19 protein-coding genes are annotated in these 18,994 nt (G+C 38.5%); 18 read left to right on the top strand and 1 reads right to left on the bottom strand.

Features of this window, described 5'->3' with window-relative positions:
- Positions 1–27 precede the first annotated feature (27 nt).
- The 8 genes from ahrC (at position 28) to spo0A (ending at position 8,483) form a co-directional block, all read left to right on the top strand.
- The gene (gene ahrC / locus BMX63_RS09950) at positions 28–477 is read left to right on the top strand and encodes a transcriptional regulator AhrC/ArgR (protein WP_093134912.1); all 450 of its coding nucleotides are present in this window, start codon (positions 28–30) and stop codon (positions 475–477) included.
- 28 nt (positions 478–505) lie between these two features.
- Positions 506–2,227, top strand: coding sequence for a DNA repair protein RecN (recN, locus tag BMX63_RS09945; protein ID WP_093134909.1), 1,722 nt, complete (start codon positions 506–508; stop codon positions 2,225–2,227).
- A gap of 283 nt (positions 2,228–2,510) precedes the next feature.
- Positions 2,511–3,779 carry a SpoIVB peptidase gene (gene spoIVB, locus BMX63_RS09940; RefSeq protein WP_093135440.1) on the top strand — a complete coding sequence of 423 codons (1,269 nt, stop codon included), beginning with the start codon at positions 2,511–2,513 and terminating at the stop codon, positions 3,777–3,779.
- Positions 3,780–4,074: 295 nt separating this feature from the next.
- Positions 4,075–4,992, top strand: coding sequence for an ATP-binding cassette domain-containing protein (locus BMX63_RS09935; RefSeq protein WP_220083824.1), 918 nt, complete (start codon positions 4,075–4,077; stop codon positions 4,990–4,992).
- Positions 4,985–5,764, top strand: coding sequence for an ABC transporter permease (locus BMX63_RS09930; RefSeq protein ID WP_093134904.1), 780 nt, complete (start codon positions 4,985–4,987; stop codon positions 5,762–5,764). Before BMX63_RS09935 ends, BMX63_RS09930 begins: the two co-directional genes overlap by 8 nt.
- Positions 5,765–5,774: 10 nt before the next feature.
- On the top strand, positions 5,775–6,449 hold the full coding sequence (locus tag BMX63_RS09925) for a response regulator transcription factor (RefSeq protein WP_093134902.1): 675 nt from the start codon (positions 5,775–5,777) through the stop codon (positions 6,447–6,449).
- Positions 6,450–6,467: 18 nt separating this feature from the next.
- Positions 6,468–7,376 (top strand): sensor histidine kinase, encoded by a 909-nt coding sequence (locus BMX63_RS09920; RefSeq protein ID WP_093134899.1) that lies wholly within the window; start codon positions 6,468–6,470, stop codon positions 7,374–7,376.
- Positions 7,377–7,667: 291 nt separating this feature from the next.
- Entirely contained in the window at positions 7,668–8,483 is an 816-nt protein-coding gene (gene spo0A / locus BMX63_RS09915) for a sporulation transcription factor Spo0A (RefSeq protein ID WP_245732812.1), read from the top strand.
- A 169-nt stretch (positions 8,484–8,652) separates the two neighbouring features.
- Here spo0A and BMX63_RS18030 read toward each other — a convergent pair whose 3' ends face one another.
- Complete coding sequence (locus BMX63_RS18030; RefSeq protein WP_177167259.1) at positions 8,653–8,796, bottom strand: hypothetical protein; 144 nt, start codon at positions 8,794–8,796, stop codon at positions 8,653–8,655.
- 170 nt (positions 8,797–8,966) lie between these two features.
- Between BMX63_RS18030 and BMX63_RS09910 the strand changes: the two genes are divergently transcribed.
- The 10 genes from BMX63_RS09910 to BMX63_RS09865 all read left to right on the top strand — a co-directional run bounded on the left by BMX63_RS09910 (position 8,967) and on the right by BMX63_RS09865 (position 18,867).
- Positions 8,967–9,695, top strand: a complete 729-nt coding sequence (locus BMX63_RS09910) for an MBL fold metallo-hydrolase (protein ID WP_093134894.1) — start codon at positions 8,967–8,969, stop codon at positions 9,693–9,695.
- Between the two features lie 156 nt (positions 9,696–9,851).
- Entirely contained in the window at positions 9,852–10,190 is a 339-nt protein-coding gene (locus BMX63_RS09905; RefSeq protein WP_093134892.1) for an SCP2 sterol-binding domain-containing protein, read from the top strand.
- A 65-nt stretch (positions 10,191–10,255) separates the two neighbouring features.
- Positions 10,256–11,392, top strand: coding sequence for an acyl-CoA dehydrogenase family protein (locus BMX63_RS09900; RefSeq protein ID WP_093134889.1), 1,137 nt, complete (start codon positions 10,256–10,258; stop codon positions 11,390–11,392).
- Entirely contained in the window at positions 11,389–12,591 is a 1,203-nt protein-coding gene (locus tag BMX63_RS09895) for an acyl-CoA dehydrogenase family protein (RefSeq protein WP_093134886.1), read from the top strand. The genes BMX63_RS09900 and BMX63_RS09895 overlap by 4 nt, the downstream gene beginning before the upstream one ends.
- 32 nt (positions 12,592–12,623) lie before the next feature.
- Positions 12,624–13,412: an enoyl-CoA hydratase/isomerase family protein gene (locus BMX63_RS09890; protein WP_093134884.1), complete on the top strand. Its 789-nt coding sequence runs from the start codon at positions 12,624–12,626 to the stop codon at positions 13,410–13,412.
- A 203-nt stretch (positions 13,413–13,615) separates the two neighbouring features.
- Complete coding sequence (locus BMX63_RS09885; RefSeq protein ID WP_093134881.1) at positions 13,616–14,458, top strand: SDR family NAD(P)-dependent oxidoreductase; 843 nt, start codon at positions 13,616–13,618, stop codon at positions 14,456–14,458.
- A gap of 30 nt (positions 14,459–14,488) precedes the next feature.
- On the top strand, positions 14,489–15,631 hold the full coding sequence (locus tag BMX63_RS09880; protein ID WP_093134878.1) for a thiolase family protein: 1,143 nt from the start codon (positions 14,489–14,491) through the stop codon (positions 15,629–15,631).
- 33 nt (positions 15,632–15,664) lie between these two features.
- Positions 15,665–16,018: an SCP2 sterol-binding domain-containing protein gene (locus tag BMX63_RS09875; protein WP_093134875.1), complete on the top strand. Its 354-nt coding sequence runs from the start codon at positions 15,665–15,667 to the stop codon at positions 16,016–16,018.
- A 22-nt stretch (positions 16,019–16,040) separates the two neighbouring features.
- Positions 16,041–16,958, top strand: a complete 918-nt coding sequence (locus tag BMX63_RS09870) for a R2-like ligand-binding oxidase (RefSeq protein ID WP_093134872.1) — start codon at positions 16,041–16,043, stop codon at positions 16,956–16,958.
- A gap of 64 nt (positions 16,959–17,022) precedes the next feature.
- Positions 17,023–18,867: an AMP-dependent synthetase/ligase gene (locus BMX63_RS09865; RefSeq protein ID WP_093134868.1), complete on the top strand. Its 1,845-nt coding sequence runs from the start codon at positions 17,023–17,025 to the stop codon at positions 18,865–18,867.
- Positions 18,868–18,994 lie beyond the last annotated feature (127 nt).

Genomic DNA, 18,994 nt, shown 5'->3' with positions numbered 1-18,994 from the left:
TAACTTTGATGGAAATGAGGAGAAGTAATGAACAAGGGACAAAGGCATATTAAGATTCGTGAACTTATAACCGAAAATGATATTGAGACCCAGGATGAATTAGTTGATGAACTTAAAAGTTTAGGTTTAAATGTTACACAGGCAACGGTTTCACGTGATATAAAAGAACTTCATCTGGTCAAAGTACCATCCGCTAATGGAAGGTATAAATACAGTCTTCCAGCCGATCAGCGTTTTAATCCATTAAATAAATTAAGACGCTTAATGATTGATGCCTTTGTAAAGATTGATAAGGCTGGACATTTTATTGTTCTTAAAACTTTACCAGGAAATGCACATGCCATTGGAGCTCTTATTGATAATTTAGATTGGGAAGAAATTATGGGAACCATATGTGGAGATGACACATGCTTAATTATATGCAGGTCTGAAGAACAGATTGATGAAATTGAAGACCGCTTTTTAGATATGCTTTAAAAATCCACAAAAATTCGAGGTGGAAATTGTGTTAGCAGAACTATCGATTAAAGATTTTGCGATTATTGATGAAATAAAAATTGATTTTAGAGAAGGATTAACGGTTTTAACAGGTGAAACAGGTGCCGGAAAATCCATTATTATCGATGCTATTCAGCTCCTTGCCGGGGGAAGAGGGTCTGTGGAATTTGTACGTCATGGAGCAAAAAAAACCGAAATTGAAGGGTTATTTTTCCTTGACTCAAAACACCATTTAGCGTACGAAAAGGCAAATGAATTTGGTGTTGAAATGGATGAAGAAGGGATGCTTGTTTTAAATCGAACCATCACATCTTCCGGTAAGAGCATTTGCAGGGTAAACGGGAAACTGGTTACGTTGGCGATTTTGCGAGAGTTTGGACAAACCTTAATTGATATCCATAGCCAGCATGAAACCCAATCTCTTATGGATACGGAAAAACACTTAGCATTATTAGATTTATACGGTCGAGAAGAAATTATGCATGCGAAAAAGGAATATAAGGAAATTTACGGAGAGTATAAACAATTAGAAAAACGTTATCGTGAATTAAGTGAAAACGAACAGGAAATTGCACAACGATTAGATTTGCTTAAATTCCAGCAACAGGAGTTGGAAGAAGCCGAATTAACAATCGATGAAGATGTGAAACTGGAACAGGAAAGAAAAACCTTGCAAAATTACGAAAAGATTTACCAGAACATTTCTGATGCTTATTATGCATTGTACGGCGAACAAAAAGCTTTGGACTGGTTAGCGCTTACGATGACATCACTGGAGACTATTAAGGAATTTGATGAGGATTTAGGACAGAAAGCAAATGATATCTCCAACCACTATTATATGATTGAAGAGCTTTCCTTTGAATTGCGTAATAAATTAGAGGAAATGGAGTTTGATCCAGAACGGCTAAATGAAATTGAAACAAGACTTAATGATATCAATCGTTTAAAACGAAAGTACGGTTCATCCGTTTCAGAAATGTTAGATTATGCTGCGAAAATAGATGAAGAAATTGAACAATTAGATAATAAGGATGTTCATTTAAGTAAATTAGAACAATCCCTAAAAAGCAAAGGGCGGGACGTCATATTAGCTGGAGAACAATTACATGAATTAAGAAAAAAAGCTGCTCAAAAACTAAAGAAGGCTATATTATCTGAGTTAAAGGATTTATATCTTGAAAAAGCAGACTTTGATGTGTATTTTACGGTTCAGGAAGGGAATGCAGATGATCCCGAATGGAAAGGGCAAAAAGTAAGGTTACATGAGAATGGGTTAGATAAAGTACAATTTCTCATCAGTACGAATGTTGGTGAACCTTTAAAAGAAGTTCATAAGATTGCTTCAGGTGGAGAGTTGTCCAGAATAATGCTTGCCATCAAGAAAAACTTTGCCCGTCACCAAGGTGTAACGAGTGTTATTTTTGACGAAGTAGATACAGGCGTTAGTGGAAGAGTAGCTCAAGCGATTGCTGAGAAAATTTATTCCATTTCAAACAGTTCTCAAGTTTTATGTATTTCTCATCTTCCCCAGGTTGCCTCTATGGCTGATATCCATTTATTAATCGAAAAAGATGTACGACAAGAGCGAACGATAACAAAGGTAAACGAATTGGGCTACTCGGAAAAAATAAATGAAATCGGTCGTATGATCTCAGGTACAGAATTAACCGATACGACAAAAGAACATGCTGAGGAATTAATTAGCCAGGCAAGTGAACTAAAATAGTCACCCTCCAGGTAAAGCAAGGTACTCCCGTTTTCTGTTTCAAGCTCCAGACCTGCCTTGATGTGGGCAGGTTCCATTGCCAAGCTCCCCGATTTAGCTTGATTATACAGTCAGCTATAGCTATACCCATCCAATTTTCTTACCATCATTGGAAAAGTTCTCTTTTATTTCTGTAGTTTACACCGTTTAAAACTTTAAGGTTAAGGTCAAATTATAAGTACAGCTAACATTTTGGTATGGGTTAGAAGCGAGGAGTGTGACAAAGTTGAAAAAGAGAGAAATCATGCGCATCATGATAGGCTTGATCCTCCTTGTTTCGTTCCTGTCTATTCCATTTATATCTCCTGTAAAGCAATATATTTCCATCCCTAATCAAGTAACTTTATTTGAAAAACAGGAAAGTTATGCATTACCTACCCTTGCCGGTAGTGTGCCTTCTTCTGATAAAGAAGAAGATCAAAACGTAACCCAAGCATTTTCAAATCAAGTGTTTCCCAAACGACCTGGTAAAAGCAGTTTAATTTATGAATTTGCTGGATTACCCCTTAAAAAAGTTAATGTGGAAGTATTAGAGGATTTAAAGGTGGTTCCTGGCGGCCAATCCATTGGTGTTCGCTTACACACTTTAGGAGTATTAGTAGTAGGGCATCATCTGATTCCGACAGATCAAGGAAAAGTGTCACCAGGTGAAGAATCAGGTATTAAAGTTGGAGATATTTTATTGGAAATTAACGGGAAGGAAATAAAGAAAGTCGAACAGGTTGCTTCGATTTTAGAAAAAGAAGAAGGAAAAAAGCTCAATGTTAAGGTGAAGCGAAATGAAAAAACCTTTACAACAACACTTGAACCCCAATATGATAAACAGGATGCTAAATATCGATTAGGTTTGTATATTAGGGATTCTGCTGCAGGTATCGGTACAATGACTTTTTATCACCCTGATACAAAACGCTATGGAGCACTTGGCCATGTTATTTCGGATATGGATACAAGAAAGCCAATTGAAATTCATGATGGAAAACTTGTAAAGTCTAATGTTACATCGATTGACAAAGGTCAAAATGGTATGCCTGGCGAGAAAAATGCAGAGTTTTCTGTGGAAGATAAGAGTATTGGTAATATCACACGTAATAGTCCATTTGGCATTTTTGGTAAATTAAATGAAAATGTGAAGAATGATGTTATGGACAAACCAATGCCTATTGCATTATCTAATCAGGTTAAGGAAGGACCCGCTCAAATCCTGACGGTATTAGAAGGAGAAAAGGTTGAAAAATTTGATGTGGAAATTGTAAGTTCAGTACCACAAAAGCATCCATCTACAAAGGGAATGATTATAAAAATTACGGATGATAAACTGTTGAAAGAAACAGGTGGTATTGTTCAAGGAATGAGTGGAAGCCCGATAATACAGGACGGAAAACTAGTCGGAGCTATTACCCATGTTTTTGTCAACGATTCGACAAGTGGGTATGGCGTTCACATCGAATGGATGTTACAGGAAGCAGGTATTGACATTTATAAAAATGATGGCCAACAAAAAGCGAGCTAAAAAGCTCGCTTTTGTTGCTGTATAGGAAGATGTTGTGGATATGTCAATCTCAACTCGGCTCCGCTTGTCGCTAAACGCGCTTTCGGTTTTTTGTTTTTGGCTGTTTTCGTATAGTTTGTTGCTTAGGCCATTGCCGTTAACATATTCCGCGGGCGAACACTGATCCTCATCGCAAGACTGCGGAGTCTCACCTGTATTTTTCTCGAATTCTTTACTATTTTTTTATACTTTTCTGGTCTAATTATTTATATTTGCGATTTATTCTAAGCTTATCAGCATCGAAAGGATGATTCATATGTCGGAAACGATTCTTAAAGTAAGAAATATTTCAAAACGATATCGTAACACGAAAGCGCTGGAGAAAGTTTCTATTGAAATTAAACGTGGTATGATTTACGGATTAATCGGAGAGAATGGCGCGGGAAAATCGACATTCATGCGCACGATTATGGGATTAATCAAAATCGATGAGGGGGACATCGAACTGTTTGAACAAACTGGCAGTAAGGGATTGCAACATGCACGAAGAAAAATAGGCCAATCCATTGAAACACCAGCACTTTATCCAGACTTAACAGCTCGAGAGAATTTAAAAGTTCAAGCAGCAAATGGTGGTGTAAGTGAACGTGAGATTGATGATTTACTTCGCTTAATGAATCTTGGGAATACAGGTAAAAAGAAAGCGAAGAACTTTTCATTAGGAATGCGACAGCGTTTAGCAATTGCCTTAACGCTAATAACAAATCCTGAATTTTTAATCTTAGACGAGCCGACAAATGGACTTGATCCATCAGGAATTGTAGAAATGCGTGAAATCATTCAACGATTAGTGACAGAACGAGGGATTACTGTCTTATTATCCAGTCACTTACTTGATGAACTTTCACAGGTCGCTACCCATTACGGAATTTTGCATGATGGAAAACTTATTCATGAACTCTCTAAGGAGGAGTTATCCCGAGAAACTCGTCAGTACATTGAATTAGAGACAACAGAGATTCAAAAAGCAGTCGTTGTACTGGATGAATTAGAGATAAAAGATTATGAAGTCGTTAATGGAACACGCATTAACATCTACGAACACATAGATGATGTTGCTGCCATTAACCGTTCCTTAGTCTTAGCTGACGTGAATGTTTTACGAATTGGTACGACCAGACAAAAACTCGAGGAATATTTTTTACAATTAACAGGAGGAAATACCCATGCTTAATCTTTTAACAGCTGAGAGAATCAAAATTATTCGAAGTAAAAAATTTTGGATTGTTCTAGGTATTTTAACCATTCTTCCTATTATGCAGGCTGTGAATAGTCAAATAACCGTAAATCATGGAAAGGAACTCGTGCAAGTAATTGATACAGTTATCAATGGGGCAACAGGTATTCTGATGATAGAAAAAAATGGACTGACTGTTTTACTCATTATCAGCGCTTTTATTTGTTTTTTTATTGGTGAAGAATTTCAGAATGGAACCATTCGAAATGTGTTATCATTAGGCCGTAGTCGCATACATTATTATTTGTCAAAATTTTTAATGGCTGCACTCGTATCGCTCTTTGGTGTAATCGTATTGACCGCACTTGGCATGATCAGCTTTACAGTCGTATTTGGGTTTGGTGAAGTTGCTGAAATAAATCATTATTTTGTTTTTGCTATAAAGTCTTTTATTACGCTTTATATATTAATTTTAGCAAACGTATCCGTCTATGTGATGATTGGATTTCTAACCAAAAATAGTGGTATCTCACTTATTTGGTGTTTCCTTTATACAATTGCAACAGGCTTTCTCCCAGATATTTTTCAACAGACCTCACATTTTAAACAAGTTACCGAGTGGTTTACGGAAACATTCTTGTTCTATTCAGATTTTGCAAACCCGTCACATATCGCAAAATATCCTGAGATGGTATTGGTAAGTCTCCTTACAATTGTGGTATCATCAACCTTAGGAATTCTCTGTTTCAATCGAACAGACATAAAGTAGGTAGATAGGTATGACTTCGATATTAATTATTGAAGACGATAGTGCTATTCATTCCCTTATCAAAGACACTTTAGATTTGCATGGTTTTAAAACCATAAGTGCCTACTCAGGAACAGAAGGTAAGTTGCTATTTGCACAAACTCAGGTAGATTTGGTTCTATTAGATTTAATGCTGCCCGGGATGAATGGAGAAGAATTTCTTCAGGAACTCAGGCATAACTCAACAATTCCTGTGATTGTCATTTCAGCAAAAGACGACCAACGTTCAAAATTAGAGCTGCTAACGAGTGGGGCAGATGATTACATGATCAAACCATTTGATGTAAAGGAACTGCTGGCTCGAATTGACATTCAATTACGTCATGCAACGAATAGTTCAATCAGTAATATGAAAAAGATTCATTACAAAAATATCATCCTGAACTTGGACACGCGTGAAGTGAAGATAAATGACCAAACTCTTCATCTTACCGGTCGTGAATATGATATTCTTCTGCTGTTTCTGGAGAATCCGCAAAAAGTATTCAGTCGTGCCAATATCTATGAAAGTGTTTGGAATGAACCATTTATTGAAAATGATAAAACGATTAACATGCATATTAGTAATTTACGAAATAAAATAAACGTACATGAGGCACATAACTACATTAAAACAATATGGGGTATAGGTTTTAAATTTGATTAATGAAGGAGCGTGAATGTTATGTGGGGATGGATATTTGTCTTCATGGCATTAGCGCTGCTTCTTTATCTTTACTTTTTAAAGCGCGAATTGCGGAAATTGAAACATGCGGTCAAAGAGCTTCCGACCCGATCCAGTTATGGCAGCAGACTGTTTATTGATTTTCGTTCAAACGCTTTAATGGATTTAGTCGATGAATTGAATCAAGTAATCGATAAATTTGAAGAGAAAAATCGCCAGGCAAAACAAATGGAAGAGAATGTGAGGTTATCCATTACCGGGCTCTCGCATGATTTACGTACACCACTCACGTCCATAAATGGCTATGTTCAACTTTTAAATGAGATTACAGATGAAACGAAGAGGATGCACTACCTGGGGATTATCTCAAATTCTATCCAACGCCTGATGGAAATGACCGACCACTTTTATGATTTAGCTCGCATTGAAACAAACCAAAAAGAAATCACATTATCTTCCTTTTCTCTCTCCCATTTAATTGAAGAAATCTTTTTATCCTTTTATGAACAATTTGAGGACAAGAAAATTAGACTCCAATTTCCTGAAAAGATGAACGACAGACAAATTATTGCTGACAAATTAATGCTTACACGTGTTATCCAAAATATTGTTCAAAATATCCTTCGTTATGCGAAAAGTAAAGCGGTTATTAGCTATAAGAATGAAGACAATAATCTGGTTTTCAGTGTTAGCAATAATATCAAAAAGGATAGTAAAGTAGCTGTTGAAAAAGTATTTATGCGTTTTTATACAGAAGACACGAGCAGAACAAACCCAGAATCAAGTGGATTAGGTCTTTATTTGTCTAAAAAGTTAGTTGAAAAAATGAATGGGAAGATGAATGCAAGGCTGTATGACAACTGGTTTATTGTTGAAATCCATCTTCCCTTAAATAAAGTTCACACGTAATAATAGAAATCATTTTATATAACAGAGGCGATTGTGCGACAAGCAAAATCGCTTCTTTTATATTTGATGGCATGTTTATATAACAAAAGGAATGGTAAAATAGAAACAAATTATGGAAAAATATAAATAAAATTCGACAAAAATAATCGAAAATTGTAGAAAATATGGGTGAGGAAGAGAAAATTAAAGAAAAATCAATTTAAATACAATTTTTTAAAACTTTTTCGCAAATAAAAAGGGATTTTAAAGGTTGTGTCGAATAAGATATAGGTGGAAGGGACAAATACAGTAATTTTTGATAGAGGAGGAAGAATTGTGGAGAAGGTTAATGTTTGTTTAGCAGACGATAACAGAGAGCTTGTTCAATTATTAGAGGATTATTTCAGTGATCAGGCTGAAATTGATGTTATAGGAACAGCTTATAACGGAAAGGAATGTCTTGAGGTTGTTGAGGAAAAGGAACCTGACGTACTGATACTTGATATTATTATGCCGCATGTTGACGGGTTAGCTGTTTTAACGAAAATGAAAGAATTAAACAAGGATAATCTCCCGAAGGTTATCATGCTTACTGCTTTTGGACAAGAGGAGGTAACGAAAAAGGCTGTTGATTTAGGTGCTTCCTATTTTATTCTAAAACCATTTGACTTGGAGCATTTAAAAGATCAGGTGTTACAGGTTGCAGGTCTTCCAACGGTTATCAAAAGCCCTCAGCCTAGTGTGGCACAAACTGCACAAAGAGCCAATAAAAAAGTGGACCTTGACGCAAGTATTACAAATATTATCCATGAAATCGGAGTACCTGCACATATTAAAGGTTACATGTATTTACGTACAGCCATTTCTATGGTTTATCACGATATCGAATTATTAGGTTCAATCACGAAAGTTCTTTATCCGGATATCGCAAAGCAATTTAACACAACGGCATCCCGTGTAGAACGGGCAATTCGCCATGCGATTGAAGTTGCCTGGAACCGTGGAAATGTCGATTCCATTTCAAAATTATTCGGTTATACTGTGAATATGTCAAAAGCAAAACCAACAAATTCAGAATTTATTGCCATGGTAGCGGACCGGCTGCGTTTAGAGCATAAGGTTTCTTAAATGTGAAAATGACAGTGGTAAGCCCTCTTTGTTCGTTTTACATCTATGTTTAGCGATAAAGAGGGTTTGTTACTTCTTAGAATAATAAGAAATCTAAAACACGAATAGAAGCTGTTTATAAGCTTGCTTTCCCTCAGAATTAATGGTGTGTTTAGAGCATGATTAATCCTTACTTAAATAGTTTTCGTATCACTTTTCCTGCGGCTTTTCCCGTCGTACGTCTTCCCATTCTCTTTCCGACTTTCCCCTTGCGAACCGCATCTACATCATTCCAAATTTTTAAAATCTTATATATTTTTGATTTTAAACCCATTATTATCCTCCCGAGTAACCAGTATCTAACTATATTTTACCGGAAAATGACGATATCTGTACAGTTTTACGTGTTTTTATAGGGTTTGACAATCCTATACTTATAGGGATAGCTTTTCTGGGGGAAACATTATTAAATGGTGTTAAACGTAATGTCTTTGAGGTGGCACAATGAAAATACTGAAGAACAATGACCTTTATAGTGTCAAAATTCCCGTTAGTCCTTTTTTTGGTGAAATGTCAGTTTATTGCTATTTTATTGATGGTTTACTCATTGATACGGGCCCGACCATTCAAAAGCGAAAACTTTCCCGTATTTATAAATTATGGGATATTCAATCGGTGGCTCTTACACATCATCATAATGATCATTCTGGTATGGTTCCCTGGTTATCAAAGCATCAGTCTCCAAAGATTTTTGCCCATGAACAGGCTGGTTTACATAATTTTGCAGAAGTGTATCCTGCAGAGGTACGCACCTTTAATTATCAGTTTTTCCCTATATCTACACCAGCACATACGCTTGACCATGTATGTCTTTTAGAACCGAACAAGGGGTGGCTTTTTACAGGGGATTTATATATCACAGCTTACCCAAAAGTGTTTTTAAAGCATGAATCCGTTTCTTCCTATATTGATTCATTAAAAAAGCTTCAGAAGTTATGCTTTCATACAATTTTTGGCGGGCATGAAGGCCGTGTTTCAAATGGTAAGGAAAAGATAATGGAAAAAATTCATTATCTAGAACAAGTGAGGGATGAAGTTCTTCGCTTACACCAATTAGGGTATAAGGATCGTGAAATTGTCAAAAAGATTTTTCCGAATCGGGTTCGGCGCGAGCTTATTACTTGTGGTCTCTTTTCCCGGTTAAATCTCATTCGTTCCTGCTATTCCGACTAGCAGTAATGACAGCAAATGATAGAAACCATACAATGTTCGGGTTATACCTGGTTAATGAACAAAAACAACCTATTATTTTCGGAATTTTGAAATGAGTGTCAAAGCCCTATGATGAAAATAGGTTAAGATTAGATTTTTTTAGGGAGGAATGACAAGATGTCAGAAGCAAAAGAAATTTTTGAGGAGATTAATACGGCATTAGGGGAGAACCCAAGTCATGTAGAAGGGTTTAACGCCGTTTATCAATTTGAATTAGAAGGAGAAGAGCCTTATCAGCTCGTTTTGCGTGGAGAGAATAGCTATGCGAAACAAGGAACAGATGAAGAGGCAGACTGCACACTAAAGATGAATACCGAAGATTTTAAAGCGCTTTCTGAAGGGAATTTAAATGGAACACAAGCCTTTATGAGTGGCCGCCTTAAAATCAAAGGGAATATGGGACTTGCATTGAAACTTCAGAACATTCTTTCATCTTATAAAGCAGCTTCCAAGTAAATAACAACCAGTGAGGGAAGGATTTCCTCACTGGTTAAAGCTGTTAAATCAAAGGAGGAACAGGCGTGATTTCATTTCATCCCACAGAAGATGAAGTATCGTTTGTTGAGGTAGCTAAAGGATTGGCGAAGGATAAAATTCGTCCAATTGCCAGAAATATTGAGCAAAACGGTCAAGTTGATCAAACGTTAGTTAAGGAAATTCGTGAACTAGGACTTTTATCACTGGAATTAACTGAATATTGGAAAGGTTTAGAACTACCGTTAATTTCACAGTCACAAATTTGGCAAGCTTTAGCTTACGGTGATCTGGATGTAGTGCAAGGCTTACCAGGTACTGGTGATGCTGCTTCAATGCTTCGTTTAATTCCGGATAGTCCGGTACTTCAATCTTATAAAAAAGATGTTACAGAAGGGGGAACGCTTGCTTTTTTAGATATTGATGAACATTCATTAACAAATTTTAGCGTTACCCAAAAAGATACAGAGTATCTTCTTAGTGGAACCACAGAACCAGTACGATTAGCTAATTTCGCGGATTATGTACTGCTAGCTGCTACTGCTTCAGAAGGAGAAGCTGTTCTTTTATGGCTGGATCAAAAGCACCATCCATGGGAAATCGAAGAGGGTGATTATCGCTTGGGGTTGATAGCATCTGGTCTTTCAAGGCTAACGTTTCAAGACATACCCGTTTCCCAGAGTCAGGTGATTGCCAAGGGCAGGGAGGCATCAGATTTAATAAAGAAATGTAGAAGTAGAATTCGTATATTACAAGCAGCTAAAGAAGTCGGACTTATGGAAGCCGCTCTGGATTATGCAATAGAGTATACAGCAGGCAGAAAAGCATTTGGCAAGGAAATTGCGAAATTTCAGGGCGTATCCTTTCGAGTTGCGGAGATGGCAATGGAAGCAAAAGCAGCGAATCATCTCGTGTGGGAAGCTGCATTAAAAGTAGATGAGCAGGATGAAAGGGCTGAAGGATTAAGTTTACGTGCCCTATATCGAGCTCATCGATCCCTTCGTTATGTAACAGACTCAGCTGTTCAATTATTGGGCGGACATGGATATGTTCAGGAATATCTAGTCGAAAAATGGATGCGTGATGCTCAGGCACAGGTTGCCCTTTATGGTCGTGAAAAACAAATGCTTACAAAACGGGGAGAACAATTGATTAAAGGAGAAAAGGAGGCAGCCATGTCGTGATTTCATTTGAATTATCAGAACAGCAAAAACAAATTAAAGAAATGACCCATTGGTTTGCAAAAAATGAAATCCGTCCCATTGCCATGGAAGCGGATAAATTAGGAAAAGTTCCAGATGAATGGTTAGATAATGTAAATAAGATGGGGATACATCTCAATACTTCTTCTTTTGGTGGTGGAGGTAAAACCAGCAGTAAAGAAAAAAAAGAACGTGAAGGAAATCGCATGGGTGTGCTTGCTACCGAAGAAATGGCGTGGGGAGATCCTGCAATCACGCTGTCCCTTCCTGGTGCAGGGCTTGGCGGACCTCCTGTGCAAAGTAGTGGAACTCCTGAGCAACAGGAACGGTTCTTATCCATATTTACCAAGGATAAACCTCGCTGGGGTGCTTATGCATTAACGGAGCCAGAGGCAGGTTCTGATGCATCAGGGATAAAGACCACTGCTAAGAAGGTTGATGGGGGATACATCTTAAACGGACAAAAAATATTTATTACTAACGGTGGCCGTGCTTCCTGGGTAGTGGTTTTTGCTACAGTAGATTCTACGTTAGGTCGCGCAGGTCAACGTGCTTTTGTGGTTGAAAAAGGCACACCAGGATATAGCTGCTCTAAACTTGTGAAAAAAATGGGACTTCGAGCCAATGAGACAGCTGAGCTATTATTTGAAGACTGTTTTGTACCTGATGAAAATCTCCTTGGAGGAGAGAAGCTTTATGAAGCGAGTGGCAACAAACCTTCTGGGTTCCAAGTGGCTATGAAAACATTCGATAGTACGCGGCCAATTGTTGCTTCGATGGCGATAGGGATTGCGCGGGCGGCGTATGAATATACGCTTGAATTTGTGAAACAGGAATACCCAAAAAGCGGAGAGCTATTCCGTTTAGCTTCTGAAACGCTGGCCGAAGCAGAACAGGATATTTCCGCAGCAAGACTCCTTACATGGGAGGCAGCTTGGAAGGCTGATCAAGGTAAGCCAAATGCAAAAGAAGCTGCGATGTGTAAAGCATATGCAGGTCAAATTTCATTACAAGTTTGTTCTAAATGTTTAGAAATTCTCGGTCCTATTGGCTTAAACAACCATTTGGTTGAAAAATTATATAGGGATGTAAAAATATTCGATATTTTTGAAGGCACCAATGAGATCCAGCATCTAGTTGTAGCACGCAGGCAATATGCCCCTTATGAAATCCGGGTCTAAGGAAGATAAAAATAATAATAAGGAGGGATTATGTGTCCTATCAGACGATAGAAATAGAAAAACGTGGCAAAGGGGTAACATGGCTTACGATTGATTATTCTCCTGTAAATGCCATTGGAGAAGAGCTAATGCAGGATCTGGATCAGGCAGTAGAGGAATTAACAACGGATGATTCTGTCCGTGTTGTAGTGATTACCTCTCATCACCCTAAAATTTTCCTGGCTGGTGCTGATTTGAAAGGTATGATACAAAATAGCGGTGATTATGTTGAAGAGGAAAATGGAATAGAAAAGCAAAGTGCTCGTATGCAGGCTTGTTTTCATCGGTTTGCCACGATGCCAAAACCGGTAATTGCAGCCATTAATGGGCATGCATTAGGCGGGGGCTGTGAACTTGCTATGGCCTGTGATTTTCGCATTATGGGAAAAGGAAGAATTGGTTTGACTGAAGTTTCTTTAGGTATTATCCCTGGTGCAGGGGGGACCCAGCGAATGGTTCACCTGTTAGGCAGAGCGAAGGCAACTGAACTGATTTTCAATGCTAAGCAATTAGAAGCAAAAGAAGCAGAAGAAATTGGACTTATTAATCGTGCAGTCGATCCCGAAAGGCTGGAAGAGGAAGCAGGTATCCTGGCAGAGAAAATGGCTGAAGGTGCTGTTCATGCGATGGGTCTTGCTAAGCGTGCTATGAATGCAGCTGACCGAACAATAACAGAAGGATTACAAGAGGAAGCAAAAGCATTTGCTGATACCTTTTTAACAGAAGAGCCGGGGATTGGTCTTGCGGCATTTTTCCAAAAAGAGAAGCCACAATTTGTGTAAAAAAGAACCTAAAACAAAAAAGATTAATCGTTTCTGACATGCAGATTCTAGCAAGCTTTCTTGATTTTAAGGTTAAGGCTGTATAAACCGTAGACATTTGAGTGGCAGGAAATCTGCCATCCGATTACTTTTGAATAATATCAGCCATGACTTAGAAGATGCATCCGGTTTAAGAAATTTTAATAGAAAAGGTGGGATATGTGATGTCATCATGGGATGAATTACTTAAAGGAAAAGTAGCAGTTGTAACCGGGGCTTCACGGGGATTAGGCCGTGCAGATGCATTAGCTTTAGCTGAAGCCGGTGCAGATGTAGTGATTACAGATATTCTTATTGAAACAGATGAAGAGAATGAAAGGGAAGCTGAAAAATATGGTCCAATTGCACAAGTGATGCAAAGTACTAAAGTGATGTATGCGGATAAAACGGCTAATGAAATTCAGGAAATGGGGAGAAGATCTTTTGCAATCAAAATGGACGTTACAGATAAAGAACAGGTAAAAGAAGTGTTTGCGAAAGTAATAGAAGAATTTGGTCATATCGATATACTTGTGAATAACGCAGGGACCTTAGACCACTTATCCCAAATTGAAGATCAAAATGACGATTTCTGGGAGCGGGATTTAAACGTAAATTTAACAGGTGCTTATAATTGTACGAAAGCAGTGTGGCCTTATATGAAAGAGCAGGGGTTCGGTAAAGTCATTAATATGTCCTCTGTAGCTGGCACATTAGGAGGTTTTGGTCAGGCGAGTTATTCGGCTACAAAAGGTGGGTTACTAAGTTTTACAAAATCAATGGCGTTAGAAGGCGCGAGATTTGGAATCAATGTAAATGCCATTGTGCCTGGAATTATTGGTACGGAAGCCTTTCATATGGCCAATCCGAAGATGAATGAACGTATGATTAATCGTACCGTATTTAAACGACCGGGTGAACCCGAAGACATTGCCTATGCGATTACGTTTTTAGTTTCTGACAAAGCCAACTATATTACTGGCGTTGGCCTAAATGTATCAGGAGGCATTGAGTTATTTACGTTTTAATTGATTTATGGGGAAAGGAGGTTTTTTGCAATGCGTGAAGCAGTTATAGTGGATGCGATTAGAACGGCAACCGGCCGGAAAAATGGCTCACTTTCAAGTACCCATCCAGTAGATTTACTAACACCGGTTTTAAAAGAACTGGTAAATCGAAATGGGGTTAATGGGGAAGAGGTGGAAGATGTTGTTACAGGCTGTGTCACCATGACAGATGAACAAGGGGGAAATATTGGCCGAATGGCTGTACTTGCTGCTGGTTTACCAGTTGAAGTGCCATCGTTTTCCCTTAATCGGATGTGCGGATCAAGTCAACAGGCTATCCATAATGCTTCCCAGGCGATTCTGGCGGGGGATGCAGATATAACGATTGCCTGTGGTGTAGAGAATATGTCACGTGTTCCAATGGGAAGTGACATGGGAGCCTTTAGTGATGACTTCATGAATCAGTATAATGTAGTTCCTCAAGGGTTTTCTGCTGAAATGATTGCTCAGCAGTGGGAACTTCCAAGAGAAGAATTGGATGAGTTTTCTCTTCAAAGCCATGAAAAAGCGGCCAAAGCTACGGATGAAGGTGCATTTTACAGGGAGATTTTACCTATTAATGTCAAAACCGAAAATGGAAACGAGACGTTCTCTCGCGATGAGGGAATTCGAAGGGATACATCCTTAGATAAGTTAGCAGAATTAACACCTTCCTTTCAACCGGATAATGGTGTAGTAACAGCAGGTAATTCCAGTCAAATCAGTGATGGTGCTTCGGGTGTCTTACTAATGTCCCGTGAAAAAGCTGAGAAGCTGGATGTTAAGCCACGAGCAAAAGTATTAGCTCGTGCTGTTGTTGGGGTGGATCCAATCATTATGTTAACAGGGGTCATTCCTGCGACTAAAAAAGTCCTGAAGAAATCGGGATTAACCATCAATCAAATGGACGTCATCGAAATTAATGAAGCCTTTGCCTCAGTTGTAAAAGCCTGGGAAAGGGAATTGAAGCCTGATATGAGTAAGGTAAATCCACGTGGAGGAGCTATTGCTCTTGGTCATCCTTTGGGAGCAAGCGGAGCGCGAATTGCAACAACCTTACTTCACTCATTAGAAGATACGGGTGGAAAATATGGCTTACAAGTCATGTGTATCGGCTTTGGAATGGCAACAGCCACGATTATAGAGCGTTTATAATGTATTTAAGTAAATTTTTGGGAGGAGAGTTTTATGGCAAAAAATTATGTGAAGCCAAGTATGCAGGAAGTGTTTCAAATCATTGATGCAGCCGTTAAAACAGATCCATCTGTCACAAAAGGAAAAGAAGGGGTGTATCAGTTTAATATTAAAGATGAGGATGAAGGCACTTATCAGCTGATTATTGATGAAAATGGCCCACGTACTGTTGAAGGGGCTGAACAAGATCCGTACGTAATACTCACGCTTAAGGCAGACCATTTCCGTGACTTAGTGGCAGGTGATTTAAATCCAACAGCAGCATTTATGGGGGGGAAACTAAAGATAAAAGGAAATATGGGGCTTGCTCTTAAGTTGCAAACTGTGCTTAATTCATTTGATTTTTAATGTTAAAAGGAGGGGATTTCCATTGGCACATGAATCTTTTCAAACGGTCGATGGGGAAATAAACTGGAATGCACCAATGTATAGACTTTATGAGAAGGCGAAAAAGAACGGGAAATGGAATCCGGCTGATATTGATTTTACTCAGGACAAAATGGACTTTGACGGTATGACAGAGGATGAGAAAATAACGTCCATGCCACTTGTTGCTTCTTTTTCAGCTGGTGAGGAAGCGGTTACACTGGATATTCTGCCTATGGTGTATGCCATGGCCAGACAGGGTCGACTGGAAGATACCATGTTTTTAACCACTTTCATGCATGATGAAGCCAAACATACAGAAATGTTTTCGAGATGGCAACAGCAAGTAGGTGTTGGAGAAATGGAACTGTCAAATTTCCATAGTGATAGCTATAAACGTATTTTCTATGAAGAGCTCCCAGGATCTATGGAACGTTTAAATGTTGATGATTCTCCTCAGGCAGTAATTCGGGCAGCTACCGTATATAACATGGTTGTTGAAGGCATATTAGCTGAATCAGGCTACCATTCCTTTCGTGAAATCTTCAAAAAAGCAGGATTACTTCCCGGTATTTTACAAGGTATTGATTACTTAAATCAGGATGAAGGGCGTCATTTACAGTTTGGAATTTATACGATTCAACGATTATGCGCTGGTAAAGATGAAAATCTGAAGGTTTTTCATGATTATATGGATGAGTTATGGCCAGATGCTTTTGGGGTAGTTGAATATTTGACTTCTTTATATGATGTACAAATGGCTCAGGATTGGACCAATTCCTCACTGGATTTTGATTCAGAAGCCATGAAAAAATATGCAAAACGTCAATTTGATATCCGCAAAAAGCAAGTGGATCGGGTGAAGAATTTTAATAATGCACAGGAGTTAGATGAGCAATTAGTAAAAGCAGGGACTGTTTAATCTTTAAATGTGAGGCTGATGTATATACGAGAATTTGGTTAGGAGAAACGCAGGAGGTTTTCTAATGAAACCGGAAAATTTAGTGGATATGCTGAAGAAAACCGTTGACCGGTATGGTTCTAAGGATGCCATTATGTGGAAAGAGGATGGCGAATACCGTAGTATGACGTATGACGAGTTTTGGCAGGAAATTCGTGACACAGCTTCAGGGTTGGCAAGACTTGGTATTAAAGAAAATGATAAGGTTGCTATTTTGTCTAACAGTAATCCAGTGTGGGGAATTACGGATTTCGCTGTTGCCAGTTTAGGTGCTATAAGTGTTCCCATTTACCCAACATTACCTGCTGGACAGGTAGAATTCATTTTAAATAATGCTGATGTTCGTGTCGCAGTTGTAGAGGACGATGAGCAATTACAAAAAGTGGTTAACAATGATTTGATTGACTATACGATTATCATTTATCCAAGCAGAGCGGATGTCCTTCATGATCGTGTTTTATCCTTTGCAGATCTGGAGGCAAAAGGGAAGCAGCATATGCTCCCCTATTGGGAAGATGAATGGAAAAAGATAGACCGGAATCAATTAGCAACCATCATTCATACCTCGGGAACAACAGGTAAGCCTAAAGGGGTCATGCTTACTCACGGCAACTTCTTAGCTAATATAGAAGCGATACAATTCTGGTTAATCGAACTATTACCAGATGATATACAATTGTCCTATTTACCATTATCTCATGTATTTGAACGAATGGCTGGTCATTATATGCAATTTGCTGTCGGAACTACGGTTGCTTATGCAGAAAGTATCGATACCATCCAGGAAAATTTACAAGAAATACGGCCTACTGTTTTAACAAGTGTTCCCCGTTTATTTGAAAAGGTTTACACAAAGGTGCTGGATGAAATTGAAACCGGTTCTGCTATAAAGAAAAAGGTGTTTAATTGGGCTTTTGAAGTCGGATTAGAACGCTATGAGCGTTACGTAAATACACCTGTTCAGGATATTATTATGCAGGAAGCCATGCCTGATGATTTTAGGAAAAAATGGAAGCGGGCCGATCGTCTTGTCTATCAAAAAGTTAAAGAAAAACTTGGTGGTAGATTACGAGGGATGGTTTCTGGTGGCGGAACTCTAAACCCTGAGATTGCAAAATTTTTCTGGGCATTGGATTTACCTATTCTGGAGGGATATGGACTAACGGAAACGACACCTGTAGTCACTACCAATCCAATGCTTCGAGCTAAAGCAGGTACGGTTGGTAAAGTGCTTCCTAATTTAGAAGTCAAAATTGCTGATGATGGTGAAGTTCTAGTCCGGGGACCAAGTGTCATGCAAGGCTATTATAACAATCCTGAAGCAACTAAAGCGGCCTTTTACGGAGACTGGTTCCGAACCGGGGACATTGGTGAACTGGATGAGGAAGACTATTTAAAGATTATTGACCGGAAGAAGCGAATTCTCGTATTATCAACAGGAAAAAATGTTGCTCCACAGCCTATTGAAAGTGCAATCAATGAAAGTGCTTATATTGAACAATCTGTTATCTTAGGTGATGGGCAAAAAATTATCATCACACTCATAAATCCTGATTTTGAAACATTGCAGCCCTGGGCAGAACAACAGGGGATTCAAGCAAGGTCCTTAAAGGAGCTTAGTAAGCACCCTAAAGTACAGGAATTAATAGAGGACGAAGTAAGGAGGCTGACTGAATCCTTTGCCAACTTTGAAAGACCCAAGAAGGTTGTCGTTATTGGTGATGTATGGTCGGTTGATTCAGGTGAAATTACCCCTAAACTGTCAACAAGAGTAAAGGTCATTGAGAAAAAATATAAGGATACAATCGAACGGTCATTTCGCGAAGCAGAAGATAACAGAAGAGAAGCAGTCGCAACAGTTGAACATTGAATATCATTGATTAACGGGTGTGCATGACAAATTGTTTTACTCTTGCAGACCCGTTTAATTTTCCAATTGGAAAGATATTTATTATACGTGTAAAGTAATAATGGTAACATGTAAAAGACCAATTCAT

Origin of the sequence: Salinibacillus kushneri, from assembly GCF_900111405.1 — a bacterium.
Lineage (GTDB): Bacteria > Bacillota > Bacilli > Bacillales > Alkalibacillaceae > Salinibacillus > Salinibacillus kushneri.
This window is presented reverse-complemented; position numbering and strand designations above follow the sequence as displayed.